The organism is Streptomyces sp. NBRC 110611, assembly GCF_001590865.1.
Lineage (GTDB): Bacteria > Actinomycetota > Actinomycetes > Streptomycetales > Streptomycetaceae > Streptomyces.
In genome coordinates, this window is the sequence record NZ_BBUY01000001.1 from 361,302 (window position 1) to 379,089 (window position 17,788).

20 protein-coding genes and 1 pseudogene are annotated in these 17,788 nt (G+C 67.6%); 13 read left to right on the forward strand and 8 right to left on the reverse strand.

Annotated elements, in window-relative coordinates:
- The first annotated feature begins 199 nt into the window (after positions 1–199).
- The gene (locus tag AZE13_RS01560) at positions 200–1,399 is read left to right on the forward strand and encodes a trypsin-like serine peptidase (protein WP_107288213.1); all 1,200 of its coding nucleotides are present in this window, start codon (positions 200–202) and stop codon (positions 1,397–1,399) included.
- Between the two features lie 24 nt (positions 1,400–1,423).
- Here AZE13_RS01560 and AZE13_RS01565 read toward each other — a convergent pair whose 3' ends face one another.
- A complete protein-coding gene (locus AZE13_RS01565; protein ID WP_066927083.1) occupies positions 1,424–1,930 on the reverse strand; it encodes a carboxymuconolactone decarboxylase family protein in 507 nt (168 codons plus the stop codon).
- 80 nt (positions 1,931–2,010) lie between these two features.
- On the reverse strand, positions 2,011–2,520 hold the full coding sequence (locus AZE13_RS01570) for a carboxymuconolactone decarboxylase family protein (protein WP_398780071.1): 510 nt from the start codon (positions 2,518–2,520) through the stop codon (positions 2,011–2,013).
- Between the two features lie 47 nt (positions 2,521–2,567).
- Here AZE13_RS01570 and AZE13_RS01575 point away from each other — a divergent pair, with 47 nt between their 5' ends.
- The 5 genes from AZE13_RS01575 (at position 2,568) to AZE13_RS01595 (ending at position 7,638) form a co-directional block, all read left to right on the forward strand.
- Positions 2,568–4,115: a PLP-dependent aminotransferase family protein gene (locus AZE13_RS01575; protein WP_079123587.1), complete on the forward strand. Its 1,548-nt coding sequence runs from the start codon at positions 2,568–2,570 to the stop codon at positions 4,113–4,115.
- A 306-nt stretch (positions 4,116–4,421) separates the two neighbouring features.
- Positions 4,422–4,985, forward strand: coding sequence for a GNAT family N-acetyltransferase (locus tag AZE13_RS01580; RefSeq protein WP_066925859.1), 564 nt, complete (start codon positions 4,422–4,424; stop codon positions 4,983–4,985).
- Positions 4,986–5,573: 588 nt separating this feature from the next.
- Entirely contained in the window at positions 5,574–5,894 is a 321-nt protein-coding gene (locus tag AZE13_RS01585) for a WXG100 family type VII secretion target (RefSeq protein ID WP_066925862.1), read from the forward strand.
- Positions 5,895–6,168: 274 nt separating this feature from the next.
- Positions 6,169–7,101, forward strand: a complete 933-nt coding sequence (locus AZE13_RS01590) for a DNA/RNA non-specific endonuclease (RefSeq protein WP_066925865.1) — start codon at positions 6,169–6,171, stop codon at positions 7,099–7,101.
- Positions 7,102–7,107: 6 nt separating this feature from the next.
- A complete protein-coding gene (locus AZE13_RS01595; RefSeq protein ID WP_147264589.1) occupies positions 7,108–7,638 on the forward strand; it encodes a hypothetical protein in 531 nt (176 codons plus the stop codon).
- A gap of 95 nt (positions 7,639–7,733) precedes the next feature.
- Here AZE13_RS01595 and AZE13_RS01600 read toward each other — a convergent pair whose 3' ends face one another.
- The 3 genes from AZE13_RS01600 to AZE13_RS37740 form a co-directional block, all read right to left on the reverse strand.
- A complete protein-coding gene (locus AZE13_RS01600; protein WP_066927087.1) occupies positions 7,734–8,459 on the reverse strand; it encodes a 5-formyltetrahydrofolate cyclo-ligase in 726 nt (241 codons plus the stop codon).
- 17 nt (positions 8,460–8,476) lie between these two features.
- A complete protein-coding gene (locus AZE13_RS01605) occupies positions 8,477–9,361 on the reverse strand; it encodes a transcriptional regulator (RefSeq protein WP_258527529.1) in 885 nt (294 codons plus the stop codon).
- A 135-nt stretch (positions 9,362–9,496) separates the two neighbouring features.
- Entirely contained in the window at positions 9,497–9,619 is a 123-nt protein-coding gene (locus tag AZE13_RS37740) for a helix-turn-helix domain-containing protein (protein ID WP_258527530.1), read from the reverse strand.
- A gap of 607 nt (positions 9,620–10,226) precedes the next feature.
- Here AZE13_RS37740 and AZE13_RS01610 point away from each other — a divergent pair.
- The 6 genes and pseudogenes from AZE13_RS01610 to AZE13_RS01630 all read left to right on the forward strand — a co-directional run bounded on the left by AZE13_RS01610 (position 10,227) and on the right by AZE13_RS01630 (position 13,452).
- On the forward strand, positions 10,227–10,418 hold the full coding sequence (locus tag AZE13_RS01610) for a hypothetical protein (protein ID WP_066925871.1): 192 nt from the start codon (positions 10,227–10,229) through the stop codon (positions 10,416–10,418).
- A 267-nt stretch (positions 10,419–10,685) separates the two neighbouring features.
- The gene (locus AZE13_RS01615) at positions 10,686–11,186 is read left to right on the forward strand and encodes a hypothetical protein (protein WP_066925873.1); all 501 of its coding nucleotides are present in this window, start codon (positions 10,686–10,688) and stop codon (positions 11,184–11,186) included.
- A complete protein-coding gene (locus AZE13_RS36665) occupies positions 11,183–11,350 on the forward strand; it encodes a hypothetical protein (protein WP_181690220.1) in 168 nt (55 codons plus the stop codon). Before AZE13_RS01615 ends, AZE13_RS36665 begins: the two co-directional genes overlap by 4 nt.
- Before the next feature lie 15 nt (positions 11,351–11,365).
- Positions 11,366–11,698: pseudogene (locus AZE13_RS01620) on the forward strand (GNAT family N-acetyltransferase); the annotation flags it as partial.
- 68 nt (positions 11,699–11,766) lie between these two features.
- Positions 11,767–12,411, forward strand: a complete 645-nt coding sequence (locus tag AZE13_RS01625) for a class I SAM-dependent methyltransferase (protein WP_066925878.1) — start codon at positions 11,767–11,769, stop codon at positions 12,409–12,411.
- A 171-nt stretch (positions 12,412–12,582) separates the two neighbouring features.
- Positions 12,583–13,452 (forward strand): SMI1/KNR4 family protein, encoded by an 870-nt coding sequence (locus AZE13_RS01630; RefSeq protein WP_066925881.1) that lies wholly within the window; start codon positions 12,583–12,585, stop codon positions 13,450–13,452.
- On the opposite strand, the gene AZE13_RS01635 is transcribed toward AZE13_RS01630, so the two are convergent.
- Both AZE13_RS01635 and AZE13_RS01640 read right to left on the reverse strand, forming a co-directional pair.
- Positions 13,449–14,399, reverse strand: coding sequence for a hypothetical protein (locus AZE13_RS01635; RefSeq protein WP_066925883.1), 951 nt, complete (start codon positions 14,397–14,399; stop codon positions 13,449–13,451). The genes AZE13_RS01630 and AZE13_RS01635 overlap by 4 nt on opposite strands.
- Positions 14,400–14,478: 79 nt before the next feature.
- Positions 14,479–14,910, reverse strand: a complete 432-nt coding sequence (locus tag AZE13_RS01640) for a hypothetical protein (RefSeq protein WP_066925886.1) — start codon at positions 14,908–14,910, stop codon at positions 14,479–14,481.
- 431 nt (positions 14,911–15,341) lie between these two features.
- Between AZE13_RS01640 and AZE13_RS01645 the strand changes: the two genes are divergently transcribed.
- Positions 15,342–16,931 (forward strand): S1 family peptidase, encoded by a 1,590-nt coding sequence (locus AZE13_RS01645; RefSeq protein ID WP_107288216.1) that lies wholly within the window; start codon positions 15,342–15,344, stop codon positions 16,929–16,931.
- Between the two features lie 126 nt (positions 16,932–17,057).
- On the opposite strand, the gene AZE13_RS01650 is transcribed toward AZE13_RS01645, so the two are convergent.
- Complete coding sequence (locus tag AZE13_RS01650; protein ID WP_066925888.1) at positions 17,058–17,717, reverse strand: LysE family translocator; 660 nt, start codon at positions 17,715–17,717, stop codon at positions 17,058–17,060.
- Between the last annotated feature and the right edge of the window lie 71 nt (positions 17,718–17,788).

Sequence of the window (17,788 nt, forward strand, 5' to 3'; positions counted from 1 at the left end):
CGCGTCCCGGACTGCCGCGTTCCGGGCCGCCGAAGGGGGAGGACCAGCCGGTCCTCCCCCTTCGTGCTCGCTGGGGCATAGTAGAGCGCGGCCCGAACCGGGGCATGAACACGTAAGGAAGCGGTGCGGCCGAAGTCCGGCGGTGCCGTACGAGCCAGGGGGGACCTGCTCCATGCCGTCCACGCCACCGATGCGATCCATGCTGTCCATCCGCCGCTCCACCGCCGCGGCCGCCGCACTCGCCGCGCTGCTCGCGGTCACCGTCACCGCCTGCGGCCCCAGCGGTGACAAGGCCGCCGCACCCGGCAGTTCGGCCGCCGCCGACCAGAACGGCCGGGGCGGTGGGGGCGAGGGCGGTGATGGCGGCGACGGCGGCGGCCTGAAGCTCCCCGAGGACATGCCGACCAGCATCGACGACCTGAAGAAGTGGAAGGACGGCGGCTGGCAGAACTGGGACAAGTGGGCTCGTAGGGCGCAGGACTTCGCCAACCCGATCATCAAGGATCATTGGAAGAACGAGCGCCTCGCCCAGGCGAAGCCCGTCCCGGAAGTCGGGGTGAAGGCCGTCGGCGCGGGCAGCGAGTTCGACGCCACCGACCCCGAGCCGCGCCCGGTCACCGCGATACAGGTCGGCCGCCCGTACCACCGGAACATGGCCCCGGTCGGAAAGATCTTCTTCGACAGCCCCAAGGGTCCGATGGTCTGCTCCGGCACGGTCATCCAGGACCCGGCGCACCCCGGCAAGTCCAACCTGGTGTGGACCGCCGGCCACTGCGTGCACTCCGGCAAGCGGGGCGGCTGGATGCGCAACATCGTCTTCGTCCCCTCGTACAACGACTACGGCGTGCCGATGAACGAGGTGGGCCGGCGCCCCGCGCAGCAGGTCACGCCGTACGGCCGGTACTGGGCGGACTGGATCACCACCTCCGGTGAGTGGATCACCATGGGCAGCGGCGAGCGCGGCAACGGCGGCTCGGCCTACGACTTCGCCGTGCTGCACGTCAAGCCGGAGAACAGCAACGGCAAGTCCCTCCAGGAGACCGTGGGCATCGCCATCCCGGTCTGGTTCAACGCCCCTTCCGCCGCCGGCATCAGCTTCGTACGAGCCGTCGGCTATCCGGCGGCGCCGCCGTACGACGGCGCGCAGATGATGGCGTGCCAGGGCCGACCGGGCCGCCTCGTCATGGAGCAGGGCACGCCGGCCATGGACCGCATCGGCTGCACCATGACCGGCGGGACCTCCGGCGGCGGCTGGTTCGCCGAGCGCGACGGCAAGCTGGCCCTGGTGTCCAACACCTCCATCAGCTCCACCACCCACACCTGGCTCGCCGGCCCCCACCTGGGCCCGGAGGCCGAGCGCGTCTTCAGCACCATCAGCCGGAAGTTCGCCGGCCGGTAGCGGGGAGGCGTCCTTGACCGGGCATCAGCCCTGGGCCCGGGAGTTCCCGCCGAAGTCCCAGCCGACCGGGATACGGGCCGCCACGTTCAGCCGGTTCCAGCAGTTGATCGCCGTGATCAGCGCGATCAGACGGGCCAGTTCGGCGTCCTCGAAGTGGGCGGCGGCGCGCTCGTACACCGCGTCCGGTACGAAGCCGTCGGTCAGGACGGTGACCGCCTCGGTGAGGGCGAGGGCGGCCCGCTCCCTCTCCGTGTAGAGCCCGGGAACCTCCTCCCAGGCGTTGAGCAGGGCGATCCGCTGCTCGCTCTCACCGGCCTTCCGGGCATCCGTGATGTGCATATCGAGGCAGTACGCACAGCGGTTGAGCTGCGACGCACGGATGAGGAGCAGCTCGACCAGGGCCGGGTCGAGGTCCTTCTTGGCGGCCTTGGTCAGCGCCAGCAGAGGGGCGAAGATCCCGGGCGCGAGCGCGTAGAGCGGGAGCCGGGACGGTGCGGTGCTGGTGTCCGTCGTGGTGCCGATGTCCGTCATGGTGCTGGTATCCGTCATCGTGCTGCTGGTGTCCGTCATCGTGCTCATGCCCATCGTGGTGCTGGTGTCCGTCGTGGTGGTCATGCCTGCCCCGGGGCCCGGCGGGTGGAGACGCCGAAGCGGTTCCAGGCGTTGATCGTGGTGATCAGTGCGATCAGCTGGGCCAGTTCGGCGTCCTCGAAGTGGGCGGCGGCGCGCTCGTACACCGCGTCCGGTACGAAGCCGTCGGTGAGAACGGTGATGGCTTCGGTGAGGGCGAGGGCGGCCCGCTCCTTCTCCGTGTAGAAGCCGGGGGCCTCCTCCCAGGCGTTGAGGAGGTGGACGCGCTGTTCGGTCTCGCCGGCCTTCCGGGCCTCCGCGATGTGCATGTCGATGCAGAGCGCACAGCGGTTGAGCTGCGATGCGCGGATCTTGACCAGTTCGGCCAGCGTCGGGTCCACACCCTTACGCGCCGCCACGTCCAGCGCGATCATGGCCTTGTAGGCGTCGGGGGCGAGCTCCGCCCAGCGGAGGCGGGGCCCGTGCCGGTGCTCCGGCCCCGCCGCCGCTCCAGAGGTCTTCTCGGTCGTCATGGTCTTCTCGGTCGTCATGGGTACGACGCTACGTCGGCAATGGCGCAACGGTATGGTCCACTTCCATGGAGAATTCCTGGGCCACTTTCGGCCGCGACCTGCATCTGGACCTCACCGGCCACGGCCACGGCCCGGGCGCCGGCACCGGCGGCGGTTCCGGCCACGGCGCGGGTACCGGCGGCGGTTCCGGTCGCGGCACCGGTGGTGGACTGCGTGCCGCCCTGCTGCGCGCACTGCGGGACGCGGTACGGTCCGGCCGGCTGGCCCCGGGCACCCGCCTCCCGTCCTCCCGTTCCCTCGCCGCCGACCTCGGCATCGCCCGTAACACGGTCGCCGACGCCTACGCCGAGCTCGTCGCCGAGGGCTGGCTCAGCGCCCGCCAGGGCTCCGGCACCCGGGTCGCCGAGCGAGCACTGCCGCGCACCACGCCCACCACAGCCACCACGCCCACCACGCCCACCACACCCGGCATGTCCACCGCCCGGCGGCCATCCGCCCTGCCCGGCCACCCCGCCCAGCCGCGCTTCGACCTCACCCCCGGCACCCCGGACGTCTCCGCCTTCCCCCGCACCGCCTGGCTCGCCGCCGCCCGCCGGGCGCTGACCTCCGCCCCCAGTGAGGCCTTCGGCTACAGCCCCCCGGCCGGCCGCCCGGAGCTGCGCGCCGTCCTCGCCGACTACCTGGCCCGCGCCCGCGGCGTCCATGCCGACCCCGACCGGATCATCATCTGCACCGGCTTCATGCAGGGCCTGGCCCTGCTCGCCCGCGCCCTGGGCCCCGGCCGGCTGGCCACCGAGTCGTACGGCCTCGACTTCCACCGCGACGTCATCACCCTCGCCGGACTGCACACCACCCCGCTCCCCATCGACGAACACGGCGCCCGCACCGAACAATTGGGCTCGCTCGACGACGTACGCGCGGCCCTCCTCACCCCCGCCCACCAGTTCCCCACCGGCGTCCCACTCCACCCCGACCGCCGCGCCGCCGCCGTCAACTGGGCCCGTGCCACCGGCGGTTACATCCTGGAGGACGACTACGACGGCGAGTTCCGCTACGACCGCCAGCCCGTCGGAGCCCTCCAGGGACTGGACCCCGACCACGTCGTCTACCTGGGCACCGCCAGCAAGAGCCTCGCCCCCGCACTGCGGCTGGCCTGGATGGTGCTGCCGGACCGCCTCGTCGACCCGGTCCTCGCCGTCAAACGCTCCGGCGAATGGGCTTCCGGGGCCCTGGAACAGCTCACCCTCGCCGAGTTCATCTCCTCCGGCGGTTACGACCGCCACCTCCGCGGGATGCGGCTGCGCTATCGGCGCCGCCGCGACCAGCTGGTCGCGGCCCTGGCCGAGCACGCGCCGCACGTCCACGTCTCCGGCATCGCGGCCGGCCTGCACGCCCTCCTGGAACTCCCGCCCGGTACCGAACAGTCCATCGTCCAGGCCGCCCGCTGGCAGGGCCTCGCCCTGGAGGGCCTGAGCCGCTTCCGCGACCCCGCCGCCCCACAACAGCCCACCCGCGACGCCCTCGTCGTGACATACGGCAGACCACCGGACCACGCCTTCGGCAGCGTCCTGAACGCCCTGCTCAGAACCCTGCCCCCGGAACCGGCGGCGTAAGTACGTCACGAGGACGACGTGCCGACGGCGACTACAGGACGGGCTGGGCGAATGGCGGCCGGTCTTGCCGTTCGACATTTCGGGGGTGCACATGCCCCTTGGGACATGGCACCCCCACCCATCACCCCCACCCACCACCCAAGTACGGCTTCAGCCTGGCCCACTCCGCGTCACTGAGATCTCCCCGTCCCACATGCCTGGGAACGAGTTCTCCCCTCGGTTCGTCACCGACCCATCAGACAGGCCCTGGTCAGCAGATCAGGAAAACCGTTGGGCTGCCCGACGTGCTTCAGACATGATCGACTCGTGGACACCTACCTGGAGACCGAGCGCCTGGCCCTGCGCCGCTTCACTGCAGAGGACGCGGACCTGCTGATCGAGCTGGACAGCGACCCGGCCGTGATGCGCTACCTGACCGGCGGCAATCCGACCGCGCCGGAGGTGGTCCGCGAGTGCTACCTGCCGAGAATTCTCGCCGGCTACGAGAAGTGGGGCGGCGACCTCGGACTATTCGCCGCGTACGAGAAGGACGGCGGCGCGTTCATCGGCTGGTTCCACCTGCGTCCCGAGCCGGAGGGCCCGTTGGACGAGGCAGAACTCGGCTACCGGCTGCGGCAGGCGGCTTGGGGCAAGGGTTATGCCACCGAGGGCTCCCGGGCCTTGCTGGGCAAGGCGTTCACAGAGCTCGGTGTACGCATGGTCTGGGCTGCGACGATGTGCGTGAACCAGGGTTCGCGCAACATCATGGAGAAGCTCGAAATGACGCTCGCGGACACCATCCCCACTCCCTCCGACATGGAGATGGTCGAGGGTTCCGAGCATGGAGGCGTACGGTACGAGATCACCAAGGAGCAGTGGCAGCAGCAGTAGCCACGGCGCGAACGGCCGTTCTGCATCCACGCCCACCGGAACCGGTAGGTGGACGGCAGGAGCGGTACCAGGCTGACGGGGCCTGCCACGGACTGTTGGTTACCTCCAACGACACCCCTTACTGGGCGATCAGCGACTGGCCCGGTAGCAGTAGCGGAGGCGCTGACACGGCGGAACGAGCCTCTGAACGGTACCCCTCGGAGGGGTACTTGAGGGGTACTTGAGGGGTACGCGCGGGGCCAGTCTCTCCCTGAGCCCAACAACGGCACAGGGAGAGACAGAGGCCGCAATGACAACTCCGACCGCAGATCCCGACGTGAGCATCGTCCGGCTGCACCGGAGGTCGCACTGACCACACGAGCGCGTCTGACCACCGAGAACGTGCAGGACGCCAGCGGGCCTCGCTCGACGAGGTACGCGCGGCCCTCCTCACCCCCACCCACCACCCCCACCCACCACCGCCTGCGTCTTGGCTGGATTGCGCCTGCACCAGGGCGATTGTCAGTGCGGTATGTCATCGTCATCACGTGGTAGCCGTTGACTAATCAGCGGCTTGCAATGACAAGGGCCTAGGGGGAGGCATGTGCAATGGCTGGCGACGGCTTTGACATAGACACCGACCAACTCAAGTCCGCTGCACCGACATTCCACCGTGAGTCCGCCGCCCTGGAACAAGCGACGGCCAAACTCCGGCACACACTCGACGGACTGGGCGAGCCGTGGGGCGGCGACGAACAGGGCAAGAAGTTCGAGCACGCCTACGCCCCACACCGCACACAGATAGAGAAAGCAGCCGCAGCCCTGACCAAGGGCCTCTCCAGCATCACCAAGGCCATGAACGACATGGCCGCCAACCACGACGAGGCCGACCAGTCGGCCAAGTCGGGCTTCAAGGACGGCGGTTCCTGATGGGCGCCGCCGACAAAGCAAAAGAGATCGTCCAGGACCTCACCGGCATGTGGTGGCCGGAAGGCGACGAAGACCACTTACGCGAAGCCGCCCGCGCCTGGCGCACCTACGCCGACGACGTCGAAGACTCCACCGCGGCCTGCCACAAAAAGGCCCAGGACGTCATCGACAACAACAAAGGCAAATCGATCGAAGCCTTCGGCGAGTTCTGGCGCCGCTACCACAAGGCGGCGGCAAGGGCTACCTCGACGACGTCGCCACCGCCGCCCGCGACATGGCCAAAGCACTCGACAAGTACGCCGACCAGGTCGCCGAGGCGAAGAAGAAGATCGAGCACGAACTGGAGATCGCCGGAACAGTCCTCGCCACCGCCGCCACCGCCGCCACCGCCGCCACCGCCGCCACCGGCGGCATCGAAGCCATCACCGTCGACGTAGTCGTCGCCCAAGGCGGCCGCAACCTCCTCGGCGATCAGAAGGGGATCAACCTTCAGGAGGTCAAGGATGCGGGTGTCAGCGGTCTCGTCTTGGGTGGCGTCTTCGGAGGCGCGGGCCGTGCGGCAAAGGCCGTGGGCGACGCCGGCGGCATCAAGAACATCGCCACCAACCTCGACGGCCTGAACCTCAAGGCATTCAAGGGCCTCAAACTGAAGTCCTTTGAGGGCTTTCAACTCAACGTCGGTGGCCCCCGCTTGGCTATGTCAGGCGACGCCCCCGTCGGCAGCGGCCCCTACATGTCTATGACCAGCAAGGGCCCAACCGGACGGACCGGCGGAGGCAGCGGACGCGCACCGCAGAAACCAATCCCGACGTACTGCAAGCCACTGGACAGCTTGGGGCGAGCCACCGGCGTCGAAACGAGAATCACGCAAGACATGCTCGACACCGGTACCAAGGCTTCCCGTCGGATGCAGCCCCCGGGCTGGGAAGGCGAACCCGCAGGTCACACGCGTGGACACCTCCTGGCCCGGTCGCTCGGAGGCGACGGCCGCTCTGAGGCCAACATCGTGATCATGCACAAGCGGGCGAACAACCAGGTGATGGAAAAGCTCGAAGATCAGATTTACGAAACCGTGAAAGAGCGGGGGAGTGTGGAATATTCAGCGGCACCGGTCTACGCCAAGCCGGGCGATATCATTCCAACAGGTATCCACATCAGGGCCATCGGGCCCAGCCTGCACATCGACCAGACCATCATCAATAAGTAGGCGGCCGTGACTGATCTCGAACTCTTGGCATCATTTCCCGCAACCGGTGAAGCGGGTCCGGTGATCAATGACTGGGAGGCCGCCGAGGAAGCCCTGAACACTACCTTTCCGGCAGTATTCAAGACGTTTCTCGGCGCATTTGGGGGCGCGAAGTTTGACGAATTTCTGCGCGTGTATCGGGCGGGTGCCGAGAATGCATATGCTGACCTGGTAGCGAACACGCTGACGGCGCGGCACACCATGGAGGTGACGCGGGACGCAATCCGGGAACTGCTGGCAGAGCGGGGTGTGAAGCCGTCACAGCTGATCTGCTGGGGCGGCACAGACAACGCGGACATGTGCTTCCTGGTCCCGGACGAAGACCCGGAACGGTGGGCCGTCCTCACTGTCATCGGCCGTGGCAGGGAGTGCGACCTGTACGAAGGCACGGTGGAGAGCTATCTGCTGCGGGTCCTTCGGGGCGACATCGTGAGTGAGGTCTTCCCTGAGGACTTCCCCGATGAGGAGCCCAGTTACGAGCGCAACCCGTGGATCTAGTGTGTGTGGCGATGCGCTTCCGGGCTCGGGGGCGGGCCGCCCCCTGCCGATCCTTGGAAGTTCAGGGGGTCTCACGCGCCGTTCCTGCCGTGGAACTATCTGCCGGCAGTTGGAGCACGCGCAGCCAATGCCGGGATGGCTGCGATCTTCTCGGCACTCAGGTGCTCCCAGACCAGGCCGGCAGGCCGGTGGGGGGCGGTGCAGGTGATGACTCCGCTGGGCGTGATCACGAGATCGACGCTGACATCGTGCTCGGTGGCGGGGAGGTCTTCGTCCAGGACCTGTAGCTCGTGGACCGTGGTGACGACCACAGTGTCCGGCCCGATGAGCCCCGCTTCCGTGAGGAAGGCGAATTCCAGATCGGAGTAACCGGCGCCTTTCCCAATGCGGACGCCAGCGTGGTTGACGGCGACGCTGCCCAGCACCACGAGATTGACGTGCTGGAGCTCCTCCACGGCGACCTTCGGGGCGAGTGCCGAGGCCGCCCGAGGGGCTGCGGCCTCGGCAGGCGGCGCGGTGAGCTGGTCGGGGTCGAGGAGATAGAACGGTTTGGGATCGGCGAGTCTGGGCACCGCCATATACACCATTTTTCCCTCGGAAAGAGCTCGGGCGCGTACGGGCAACTGGGCCTTGTCCGGTACCGACTTGACCACCCGGGCGTCACGCCATGCGGCAAGGGCGGCGAGCTCGTCGGCTGCGGCGTCGGAGCCGCGGAAATTCGGGATGCGGCCGTGAGCGGTGTCATTGTGTACGGCGCGCGCGGTATCCAGCGCATTCCAGATCCGCTCACGGACGGCTTGCTTGGCATGGTCGATTTCGATAGGCACGCCTACCTCCCCTACGACGCCTCCATGAGCGCCATTAATCGGTCCTGGGCTTCCTGCACCGCCGACTCGGTACGCCACGGCTTCAACTCGCGTGCGGCACGGAAGCAGAGGTTCATCCCACCACCTCCGCGAGTGCTGTGAAGTTCGTTTACGGAATCGTTGAACGTGTCGAGTGCGGCGTCGAGGTCGTGTTCGCGGATGGCGGCCAGGGTGAGATTGCCGAGGACGATGGCGCGGGACTTGCGCCGGTCCAGCAGCAGCTCCGCGGTCTCACCCAGGTATTGGCGCGCTCGGCGATAGTCGCCGAGGGTGAGGTAGCAGGATCCGGCGAGGCGGCCGAAGTGCGTGGGCGCGTACATTTCACATGCGCTGTCGGTGGCCGTGGCCTGCTCCAGATGCTTCTCGGCGCCCAGTAACGCCCTTTCGCATTCGCGGCCTTCGCCGAGGTAGGCATGGGCCTCGGCTGCGTGGAGCATGGCGAGGCCGGTCAGAACATGGCTGGTGAAGCGTGTGGTGTGGGCGGCTTGGAGCGCCAGGTTCAGGCCCTCGCGGTGATCATTGGCACCGTATAGAGCCACATAGCAGGTGCGTAACAAGGCGTGCCCTTCCGCCACCGGTTCGTTCAGGTGCTTGGCGACCTCAACGCTCTGCGCATAGTAGGCGCGGGCGGTTGCGTGATCGCGTCGATGGGAGGCGTCCCATACCAGCTGCCCCATCAAGGTCGCCGCGTCGGCTAGCAGTACGCGCAAGTCGCGCTGTACCCGTCCGGCGGGCACCTCACCGGTGAGGAACTCGATGTGGCCCAGCTGCTGCCCAGCCTCTGCAAGCAGCACAGCGGACGGAATGCGGTCGTAGCGCTCATTCAGCTTACGCAGGCTGGTCCGCAGCTCTGCCACGGTGAGGAGGTCCGTGCGGGATGGGTGGCGAAGGGCATGCTTCACGCGGGGACTCCCAGGCGCTGATTCCCTTCGAATGGTGAGTAACTCGGCGAGATCCCCGCGACTGACCTCCAGGATCTCCCCCAGCCTGGGTCAGAGATAGGGCTGTGGGGTACTCGTACCCGCCTCCCAGCGGGCGACGGTGGATCGCTCCACGCTCAACGCGGCGGCGAGGGTCTCCTGGGTGTGTCCCACCACGCGCCTGCGGCGTGCCAAGCCGTGCCGTTTAAGCGCCAAGGTTCATTCTCCCCACGTCATCGCGCGTTCGTGCATTCCTGCCGAGGACGGCATCCCTGGGCATGCCCTGCCATGCCACATGGATGCGTCATCCGTGCGGCAATTCTGCTCTGGTTCCCGGCCCCCGGAGGCGGTTCTGTGGAGTTCCATCGCACGAAGGATGGATCACCGCAAACAACCAGTAGACCCACACGCGGTTGCCATGAATGACCCCCGCGACGCTGCTGACGTCCGGGGGCATGGCCATCAACTATTAGGGAGTTGACAACATGTCCAACGCTACAGCGAGGTTCCTCATCCCGCTGCTACGGTTGCTGCTTCCCGCACGAGGCTGCCATCGGTCGGCTGATGCAGTAGCCGCTGTGAGGTGCGATGACGTCTCGACCGTTGCACTACCCCGCGTGCCCGTCCGGCATTCGGAGCTGTTGCATGGTGAGGACTCGCCCCTGGTCCGCCCGTACGTCCTCACCCCCGATGAACGGCGAGAACGGCGGGCACAACGTGGGCGGCGACGGGTGCTGTGGCTGGCCGCCCACGGAGTGGACGCCGGGCCACGCTGGATTCACGGGGTGGAGGTGGCGGGCTGATGCCCCGCACGTGCCGACCCGTCCACCTGCTGGAGCCGGCGCCGGAGCCCGTGCCGGTCGCAGGCTGCGATGTATGCGGGGCCCTGGCCCGGCAGCGCATGGAAGCGCACGCCGTCGGAGACAAGTCGAAGGTGACCGACTTCAACGTCGAGATGCGCCGTCACCCCCATCCGAAGCGGGGGCGCGGGTGACGACCGAGCGCGCATGACCGTCCGGGCTGCAGCGGGACGCCTGCCTTGGAGTAGGAGGGCCGCGCGTCCCGCCACCCGTCTACGTCCATGGCTCAAGGACCTGACAGCCCGGCCCAGCTGTCGACGTCCGGGGCCCGTCGAGGCGCCGCTCGGCGTGGTCGACGCCACGGCTCACTCAGCCGTGCCTGAATTCCGGTGGTTCGGCGGGGAAGAGGACAGCTCCGCCCGGCTGCCCGATATCACTCGAATCAACGAGAGGAGCACATCATGAGCACCAAATCCGTGGAACAGGTCGAACTCGGCAGGTTCCTGAAGGTCCACGCCGACGTGCAGCCCACCAATACCCTCGTCATCGCCGACGGCCGCGCCGCCGTCTTCGACTTCGCCTTGTCATGCGGGCCTGAGACGACGGGGCGTCTCCCGTACCGGGGCGCCTTGACCCACACCACCGCCCCCGAGATGGCCGACGCCCTCCTGACCACCCCGGCCGATACCCACATCCAGGCCCGGCCGCCGGCCGACATCTGGGGACTGGGCGCATCCCTGTTCCGGTGCTGGGCCGGCCACCGCCCCGTCCCCTACGCCGACGACACGCCGCGGACGGACAAGCTACGAGCCATCGCCGACGGAAAGTTCCTCCGGTTCGATGACGCCCGGCCGTGGTCCTTCCCCGTCTTCGAGGAGATCATCACCGTGTGCATGGCACCGGACGCCGACGAGCGGCCCACCGCCGCCGACCTGGTCACCGTCATCGAGGAGACCCAGTGATCACGCTGCGGGCCCTGACCCCCTGCGACGCTGTGGCCATACGGAGGATCTACAGCGGCGCTTCCGTCACTTTCACCCGCGGCCTGCCTATGACCATGGAGGAGGCCACCACCTACGTCACCACCACCATCATCCAGGCCCGGGTGAGCCCCCGCGAACGGTAGTGCTTCGGCGTCACCGCCGGTGATGACCTGCTCGGAATAATCAAATTCCGGGAACGTGGCGCTGGCCACGCCACCTTGAGCTACATCTTGCGGGAAGACAGTTGGGGGCGCGGGTACGGCACCGCCGCCGTCCGACAGGTCATCGCGTACGCGTTCACCGCCACTCATCTGGACCGACTGAGCGCCAAGCATCACCCCGACAATCCCGCGTTCGGTCGCGTATTGGCCAAGGCCGGGTTCACCCATGCCACCGTCTTCCAGGGGCAGATGGACGGTGAGCTGGTCGCCTACCCGGTCTACGAGATCCACCGCACCTGGGCGGGGCCATACCGACCGATCAGCCGGTGACAGGCAGGAGCGTTCCCGCCCCGTTCCGCGGCGGCGGGGCCGCGCCACGTGCACGAGAGGGAGCGAGAGTGCCGACCGTCGAAGAACGCCTCTGGGATACCTGGGTTGAAGCAGCGTCGAAACGGGCTGATCAGGAACTGACCACGATGCGCTGGACCCAGTACGGCGACCACGGTCCCGGCCACGAACTGCTGGGGGATGCGCAGCGCGTCCTGGAGCTCGGCTTCGGAACGGGCCGCCATCTCATGTTCTTGCTGGAGCGAGGCTTTGACGTCCGGGGCGTGGACTTGTCCCCGCTGGGCGTCGCATTGGCACTGGAGCGGTACCCGGAGGTGGGAAAGTCGCGGTTCGCCTGCGCCGACGTCCGTGACTACTTGGACAGCACCAGCGAGTCTTTCGAGGCGATGTACTCGGTCTTCGGCGCCTGCTGGTTCACCGATCCTCATGACTTGTTGACCCTGGTCCGCAAGCGGCTTTCTCCCGGGGGAAGACTCGTCTTCTCCCAGCCGCCGGCCATTCCCGGCTGTTATGGCCCGCAAGGAATGTTCAAAGGCGGTTTCGCGGGCGAGCCCATGTTCCTGCGGCGCTACGACTACACCCCGGAGGCCTGGGGCGAATTGCTGCGTGCTGCCGGCTTCCATGACGTCGAAGTACTGATTCTGGACGCGCCCGTGGCAGGGAACATCGGCACTCTGTTGGTGCGGTCCTCGTGAGCACGCCGAGCGCGCTCGCGGTGCCCGATCTGCGGTGCGACATGCTCTTTCTGGACACGGGACTGCGGCCGTAAGGCCTAGGAGGTGTCTGATGGCTCCCTCGTCGACGGGCTCGTTGTCGTAGTCGTCGGACTGGCATGGCCGTGCATGTCCCGGACCTAAGGTGTGTAGATGATCAATGTGCACAGCCCTCTGGCTCGCATCATCGAACGGGTACCGCCGCCCGCCGAAGCGGTCAACGGACATGGCGACTGGGCTGATACGGAGCGGGCACTGGGCACCCGGCTGCCGGACGACTACAAACAGCTGGTGAAGACTTACGGCCGCGGTGACTTCTGGGGCGCGCTGTGTCTGCGAACCCCATTCGGTGAGGACAACCCGGTCCGGCTCGACGCGAACCTCTTGGAAGATTTCGGTCCCCTGCGTGAGAGCTGGCCCGAGGAGTACCCATTCCCCTTCTTCCCGGAACCGGGCGGGCTGCTTACCTGGGCGGTGACCGACACCTCAACGCAGTTGTGCTGGCTGACCAAGGGGACACCCGAGTCCTGGCCCGTGGTGATCTGGTCACGCGACAACGAGTACGAACGATTCGACTACGGGGCTGCCGCGTTTCTCGACGGATGGACCAGCGGCCGCATCGCCTCCGAACTCCTGTGCCGCCAGTCGGACCTCACGCCCTGGTTCGATGCGGCGATCGAACGCGACCACATCTACGTCCGGCTGGATGAGGGAATCCTCCCCTACTCCGAGCGTCTACGGATCCTGCGCAGCGCACTCGCCCCGACCGCAGACCGTGGCGCTTACGAATACAACGGCAGCCGACAAGACCACTTCATCGTCACCGAAACGGGCTGGCAGCTGACGTATGAGACGGCCTGCGGGCACCAGCTCCGCGTCGCCTTCCCGCCCTCCGACAGCGAAGCGGCCCGTTGCGCAATCCTCGCCGCCATCGACCTCATGGGGTGTGGCGTACAGTCCATCGATACCATCCACGGCACCTCGTCCTGGAACCCCGCCCCGGACCCGTCAGACACGCCCTAGGGACGAAGAGGGGTGACAGGGAGGTGTGGCCGCGAGCCGACGAGTGATCTCAGCATGCCGATTCCCGCCACGACCGCGGCGAGGTGCAGCACCGCAGCGACGGTGAGGTCTTCCGGCAAGGTGACGTTGCTGGGGCGGGCCAGTGCCACGAAGAGGGTGAGGGGCAGCTTCCAGCCGCTCCACGCGAAGAGCGAACCCGACCCGAGCCAGCCGAGCGTGAGCAGGAGCCGGTGGGGCACTCGGGTGGGGCGTTGCCGGGCGAGCGTCCAGACGGCGGCGGATCCGGCAAGAGCCCAGAGGGCACCCACGCCCGTCAGCAGATGCCCGTGGATGTCCCGTTGCGCCGGGTGTGCCACGCCCAGGGTGCCGCCCATCGCCCAATAGGCCCAGGCAAGACCGACGACGGCTGCGATGGCGGAGGGCCATGGCCAGGGCACAGCGGTACGGATGCCGTCCACGGCTCGTGCGGTGAAGGCTTCCGGCCAGCGGCGCCGCAGGTAGGCCGGGAGTGCGAGGGCGAGCCCCAGCCCCATCCCGACGAAGCTGAACTGGATCAGTGCGCCTTCCCAGCCGGGCATGGCGGAGTCGTCGGCCCCGCTGTTCTTCGCAGTGCCGCGCGCAGCATCCAGGATCGTACTGAGCACGGAGTACGGCAGGATCGACACGAGGAACCCGGCTCCCGTCCAGGCGCAGAAGGCCACCAGCCACCCCGGTATCCGCATGCCCCAGCTCCGTACCAGGGCGAGCGAAAGGACGACACCGGTCCCCGCCATGCCGATGGTGACGGTATTGAGGAGGACCCAGCTGCCCAGCTCGAAGCCCTCTCCGATCGGTGTCAGGCCCACCAGCGAGCCGATGACCCACGACACCTTGATCAGCAAATAAGGCGACAACGCCAGCGCCGCCCCGTAGCCCGCACACCGTCCCACCCGGTCCCAGCGTTCCACCCGGATCCCCCTTCCTCGGCAGGTCAGGAACGCCAGCCTCGAGCATCACCTGCTCGGGTACGTCCGCCACGGGGAGCATTCACCTCCGCCGGACGGCGGAGCGCCGCCTTTGACGAGGCGAGCGCGGCCAAGGTGATTGATGACGCCGTGTCAGGGCGGCGGCAATCGCCATCGCCAAGGTGGTGCCGACGGCGGTCCAGAACACGAGCTTGGCGTTCGGCCCATTGACCGTCCGCAACTCCCCGTCTGCGTGCAGGCAGAACGAGTCCGGCGGGAAATACTGCGACACAGGAGCGCTGCGCGTGCCGTGGCAGGGCGACGTTTCGGGGAACAGGCTCAGCTGCGCGCGCTGCGAGAGGCCCCCGCCGACGAACACGGTCAGCCACCCGGCCAGCAGGAACACGATCAGCACCCAGTGAGGGACCCTCGCTCGCCGTCCCAGCAGCCAGACCAGGGAGGTTGGCATGACGAAGACGACAAACACAGCGAGCAGCAAGATCAGAGCCTTCATGATTCTTTGACCATACCGATCAAAGATCTGCCGGACAGGCCATCGGTTCTCTCTGTGGCTGCTCGGCGTGCTCGGCGTTCTCGGTGCGCTGGCTGCGCTCGGTTTGCGTCGGCCGCCAATCGACGTGGCACCAGGCGAAAAAGTTGTAAAGCCTGGGGTCACGTTTCCAAGACGTTATCGAGCGAGGGTCATTAATGCGCTGTGCGGCATTGATGTTAAGGTCCTTAATCGTTGTTTATGCAGTTGATCCTGTATGGCGCCAATTGTCAGCGCATGCCGCTTGGAAGGAATCTTCGGTGCCGCTTCGTGCAGGCAAGACACCGCTTTCGGGTGTCGTTCTGTGCTGCCAAGGCTCTCACCCCTTCCAGCCTCCCGGCCTGGCGGTTCCCACGCAACACCCAGAAACGCAGAGAAGAAAAGGAAAACATCACGTGCCCCGTATACGTCCCCGCACCGCGTGGATGACCGGAGTCCTGACGACAGCCGTCGCTGCCGGCCTGCTCACGGCGGTTCCGGCACAGGCCGTTGTCGGTGACCCGGCCGACGGCCAGCTGTACGCATTCACCGCGAAGCTCAACATCGGCGACGGCAAGCGCAGCTGCACCGGCGCCTTGGTCGAGCAGCAGTGGGTGCTCACCGCCGCCAGTTGCTTCGCCGACGACCCCGCGCAGGGGCACAGCATCGCGGGCGGTGCGCCGAAGCTGAAGACGACGGCGACCGTCGGCCGCCCGAACCTCGCGAAGCCGACCGGTAGCGTGGTGAAGGTCGTCGAGCTCGTCCCGCGCGAGGACCGCGACCTCGTCATGGCCAAGCTCGAAAAGCCGGTCATGGGCGTCACTCCGGTCAATGTCAGCTCTGCCGCACCCGCCAAGGGCGAAGAGCTGCGCGTCACCGGCTACGGCCGCACCAAGGACGAGTGGGTGCCCGGCCTTCTGCACACTGCCCGCTTCACCGTCGACACCGTGAACGCCACCACGCTCGGTCTCTCGGGCCGGGCCCCCGGCGCGGCCATCTGCAAGGGCGACACGGGCGGGCCGGCGTTCCGGGAGCGCGGCGGCCGGTTCGAGCTGGTCGGCGTCAACAGTCGCTCCATGCAAGGCGGCTGCTTCGGCAATGAGGACGAGACCCGCACGGACGCCGTCGACAGCCGCGTGGACGACGTCGCCAACTGGGTCGACCTGGTCTCCGCCCGCACGCTCCTGCCTCGCAAGAACTGGGGTGACGCCGTGCATCTGGCGTCGGGCTACTTCACCAGCGACCCGGCCGACGGCAAGCGCCGCATGGATCTGTTCGTAGCCTGGAAGGACGGCTCCGCCAGCCTCTTCCGCGGTGCCGACCACGACGACCCGAAGTACCCGTTCTCCGCGGAGTACCAGCTCGAGGGCCCGGGCAGCTACTGGACGAGGGCACGTGCCGTCACCGCCGGCCGCTACACCGACAGCGGCCGTGACGGCCTCACCGTTCGCTGGTCCACCGGCAAGCTCTCGACGTACACCCATGTCGACGAGTTCGGGTTCCACGACGAGAAGACCCTCGCCTCCAGCGACTCGTGGAAGAACGCCCGTCTGATCACGTCCGGCCGCTTCACCGACAACCCCCTTCGGGACGACCTGTTGGTCCTGTGGGAGGACGGCTCCACGTCCATGTACATCGACACCGGTGTCAACGGCGTCCGCAAGGAGAGCCAGTTGACCTGGGCGGACAAGGGCTGGAAGAACGCCGCACAGATCAGCGCGGGCGAGTTCACCGGCAAGAAGACCGCTGACCTCATGATCCGCTGGAAGGACGGCCAGACCCAGGTCTTCCCGGGCGTCGACCCCTCCGGTTACCACAACGGCCGGGTCGGGATCACCAAGATCGGCTCGCACTGGAAGAACGCCTCGCAGATCACGGTTGGCTCCTTCACCAAGCCCAACGGCCGTCTCAACGACATCATGGTTCGCTGGAACACCACTGATCTCAGCTACCACCCCGGTATCGACAACAAGGGCACGCACGGCGAAGTGCAGCTCGTGGGTTGATCCGTCGCCGTCGCCGTTGCCGTCGCCTGAAACGGCGAGGGCACGGTCGGCGTCGGCGACTCCTGGGCGCGGGTGACAGGTCCCATTACTGCGGAGACGTTCCTTGGTGGGGGAGGGCGGTGGCTCTCAGTCGCCGAGTGCGAGTCGGATGCCGAAGGCGCCGATGACCGTGCCGGTGATCCGGTCGAGTAGTCGCCGGGCGGCAGCGCGTCGCAGGTGGTTGCGGAGTACTCGGGCGAAGGCGATCAGTGCGCAGGACCAGAGCACGGCCAGTACGACGTGGACCGACGCGAGGAGTACGCCCATGGCGAGTTGGGACGCGCCGGGCGGGATGAACTGCGGCAGGACGGCGACGTAGAAGGCGCCCATTTTGGGGTTGAGCAGGTTGGTCACCGCGCCCTGGCGCCAGCCGCCGCGCAGCGTGTCCGGGGCGCTGCCTGTCCGGAGCCGGCCGGTTTCGTCGTCGACGTCTGCTTCCTCTGGAGCGGCCGGGCGGCGGCGGGCGGACCAGATCATCCGGGCGCCCATCCACACCAGGTAGGCGGCGCCCGCCCACCGGACGATCGCGTAGGCGAGGTGGGAAGCGGTCAACAGGGCGGTGATGCCCAGGGAGGTGAGCAGGCCCCAGGCCAGGGTTCCGGACTGGATGCCGAGGACCACACCCCAGGCACGACGGCGGTGGCCGAGTGCCGCAGTACGCAATATGAGGGCGGTGTCCAGGCCGGGTGTGAGGGTGAGGAGTCCTACGACCACGGCGAACCCGCACAGGGCGGAAAGGTCGGTCATGGCAGGTGAATCTACGGCCGTGAAGTGAAGAACTGCCAGTTTTTTGCCCGGAATCGGGCACGGGGGGTGTG

What these genes read in the sequence shown, in the direction of transcription:
- AZE13_RS01560 (WP_107288213.1), top strand. Translation starts at nt 200, where the DNA reads ATGCTGTCCATCCGCCGCTCCACCGCCGCGGCCGCCGCACTCGCCGCG.
- AZE13_RS01565 (WP_066927083.1), bottom strand. Translation starts at nt 1,930, where the DNA reads ATGACGGACATCGGCACCACGACGGACACCAGCACCGCACCGTCCCGG.
- AZE13_RS01570 (WP_398780071.1), bottom strand. Translation starts at nt 2,520, where the DNA reads ATGACGACCGAGAAGACCATGACGACCGAGAAGACCTCTGGAGCGGCG.
- AZE13_RS01575 (WP_079123587.1), top strand. Translation starts at nt 2,568, where the DNA reads ATGGAGAATTCCTGGGCCACTTTCGGCCGCGACCTGCATCTGGACCTC.
- AZE13_RS01585 (WP_066925862.1), top strand. Translation starts at nt 5,574, where the DNA reads ATGGCTGGCGACGGCTTTGACATAGACACCGACCAACTCAAGTCCGCT.
- AZE13_RS01590 (WP_066925865.1), top strand. Translation starts at nt 6,169, where the DNA reads ATGGCCAAAGCACTCGACAAGTACGCCGACCAGGTCGCCGAGGCGAAG.
- AZE13_RS01610 (WP_066925871.1), top strand. Translation starts at nt 10,227, where the DNA reads ATGCCCCGCACGTGCCGACCCGTCCACCTGCTGGAGCCGGCGCCGGAG.
- AZE13_RS01615 (WP_066925873.1), top strand. Translation starts at nt 10,686, where the DNA reads ATGAGCACCAAATCCGTGGAACAGGTCGAACTCGGCAGGTTCCTGAAG.
- AZE13_RS01630 (WP_066925881.1), top strand. Translation starts at nt 12,583, where the DNA reads ATGATCAATGTGCACAGCCCTCTGGCTCGCATCATCGAACGGGTACCG.
- AZE13_RS01640 (WP_066925886.1), bottom strand. Translation starts at nt 14,910, where the DNA reads ATGAAGGCTCTGATCTTGCTGCTCGCTGTGTTTGTCGTCTTCGTCATG.
- AZE13_RS01650 (WP_066925888.1), bottom strand. Translation starts at nt 17,717, where the DNA reads ATGACCGACCTTTCCGCCCTGTGCGGGTTCGCCGTGGTCGTAGGACTC.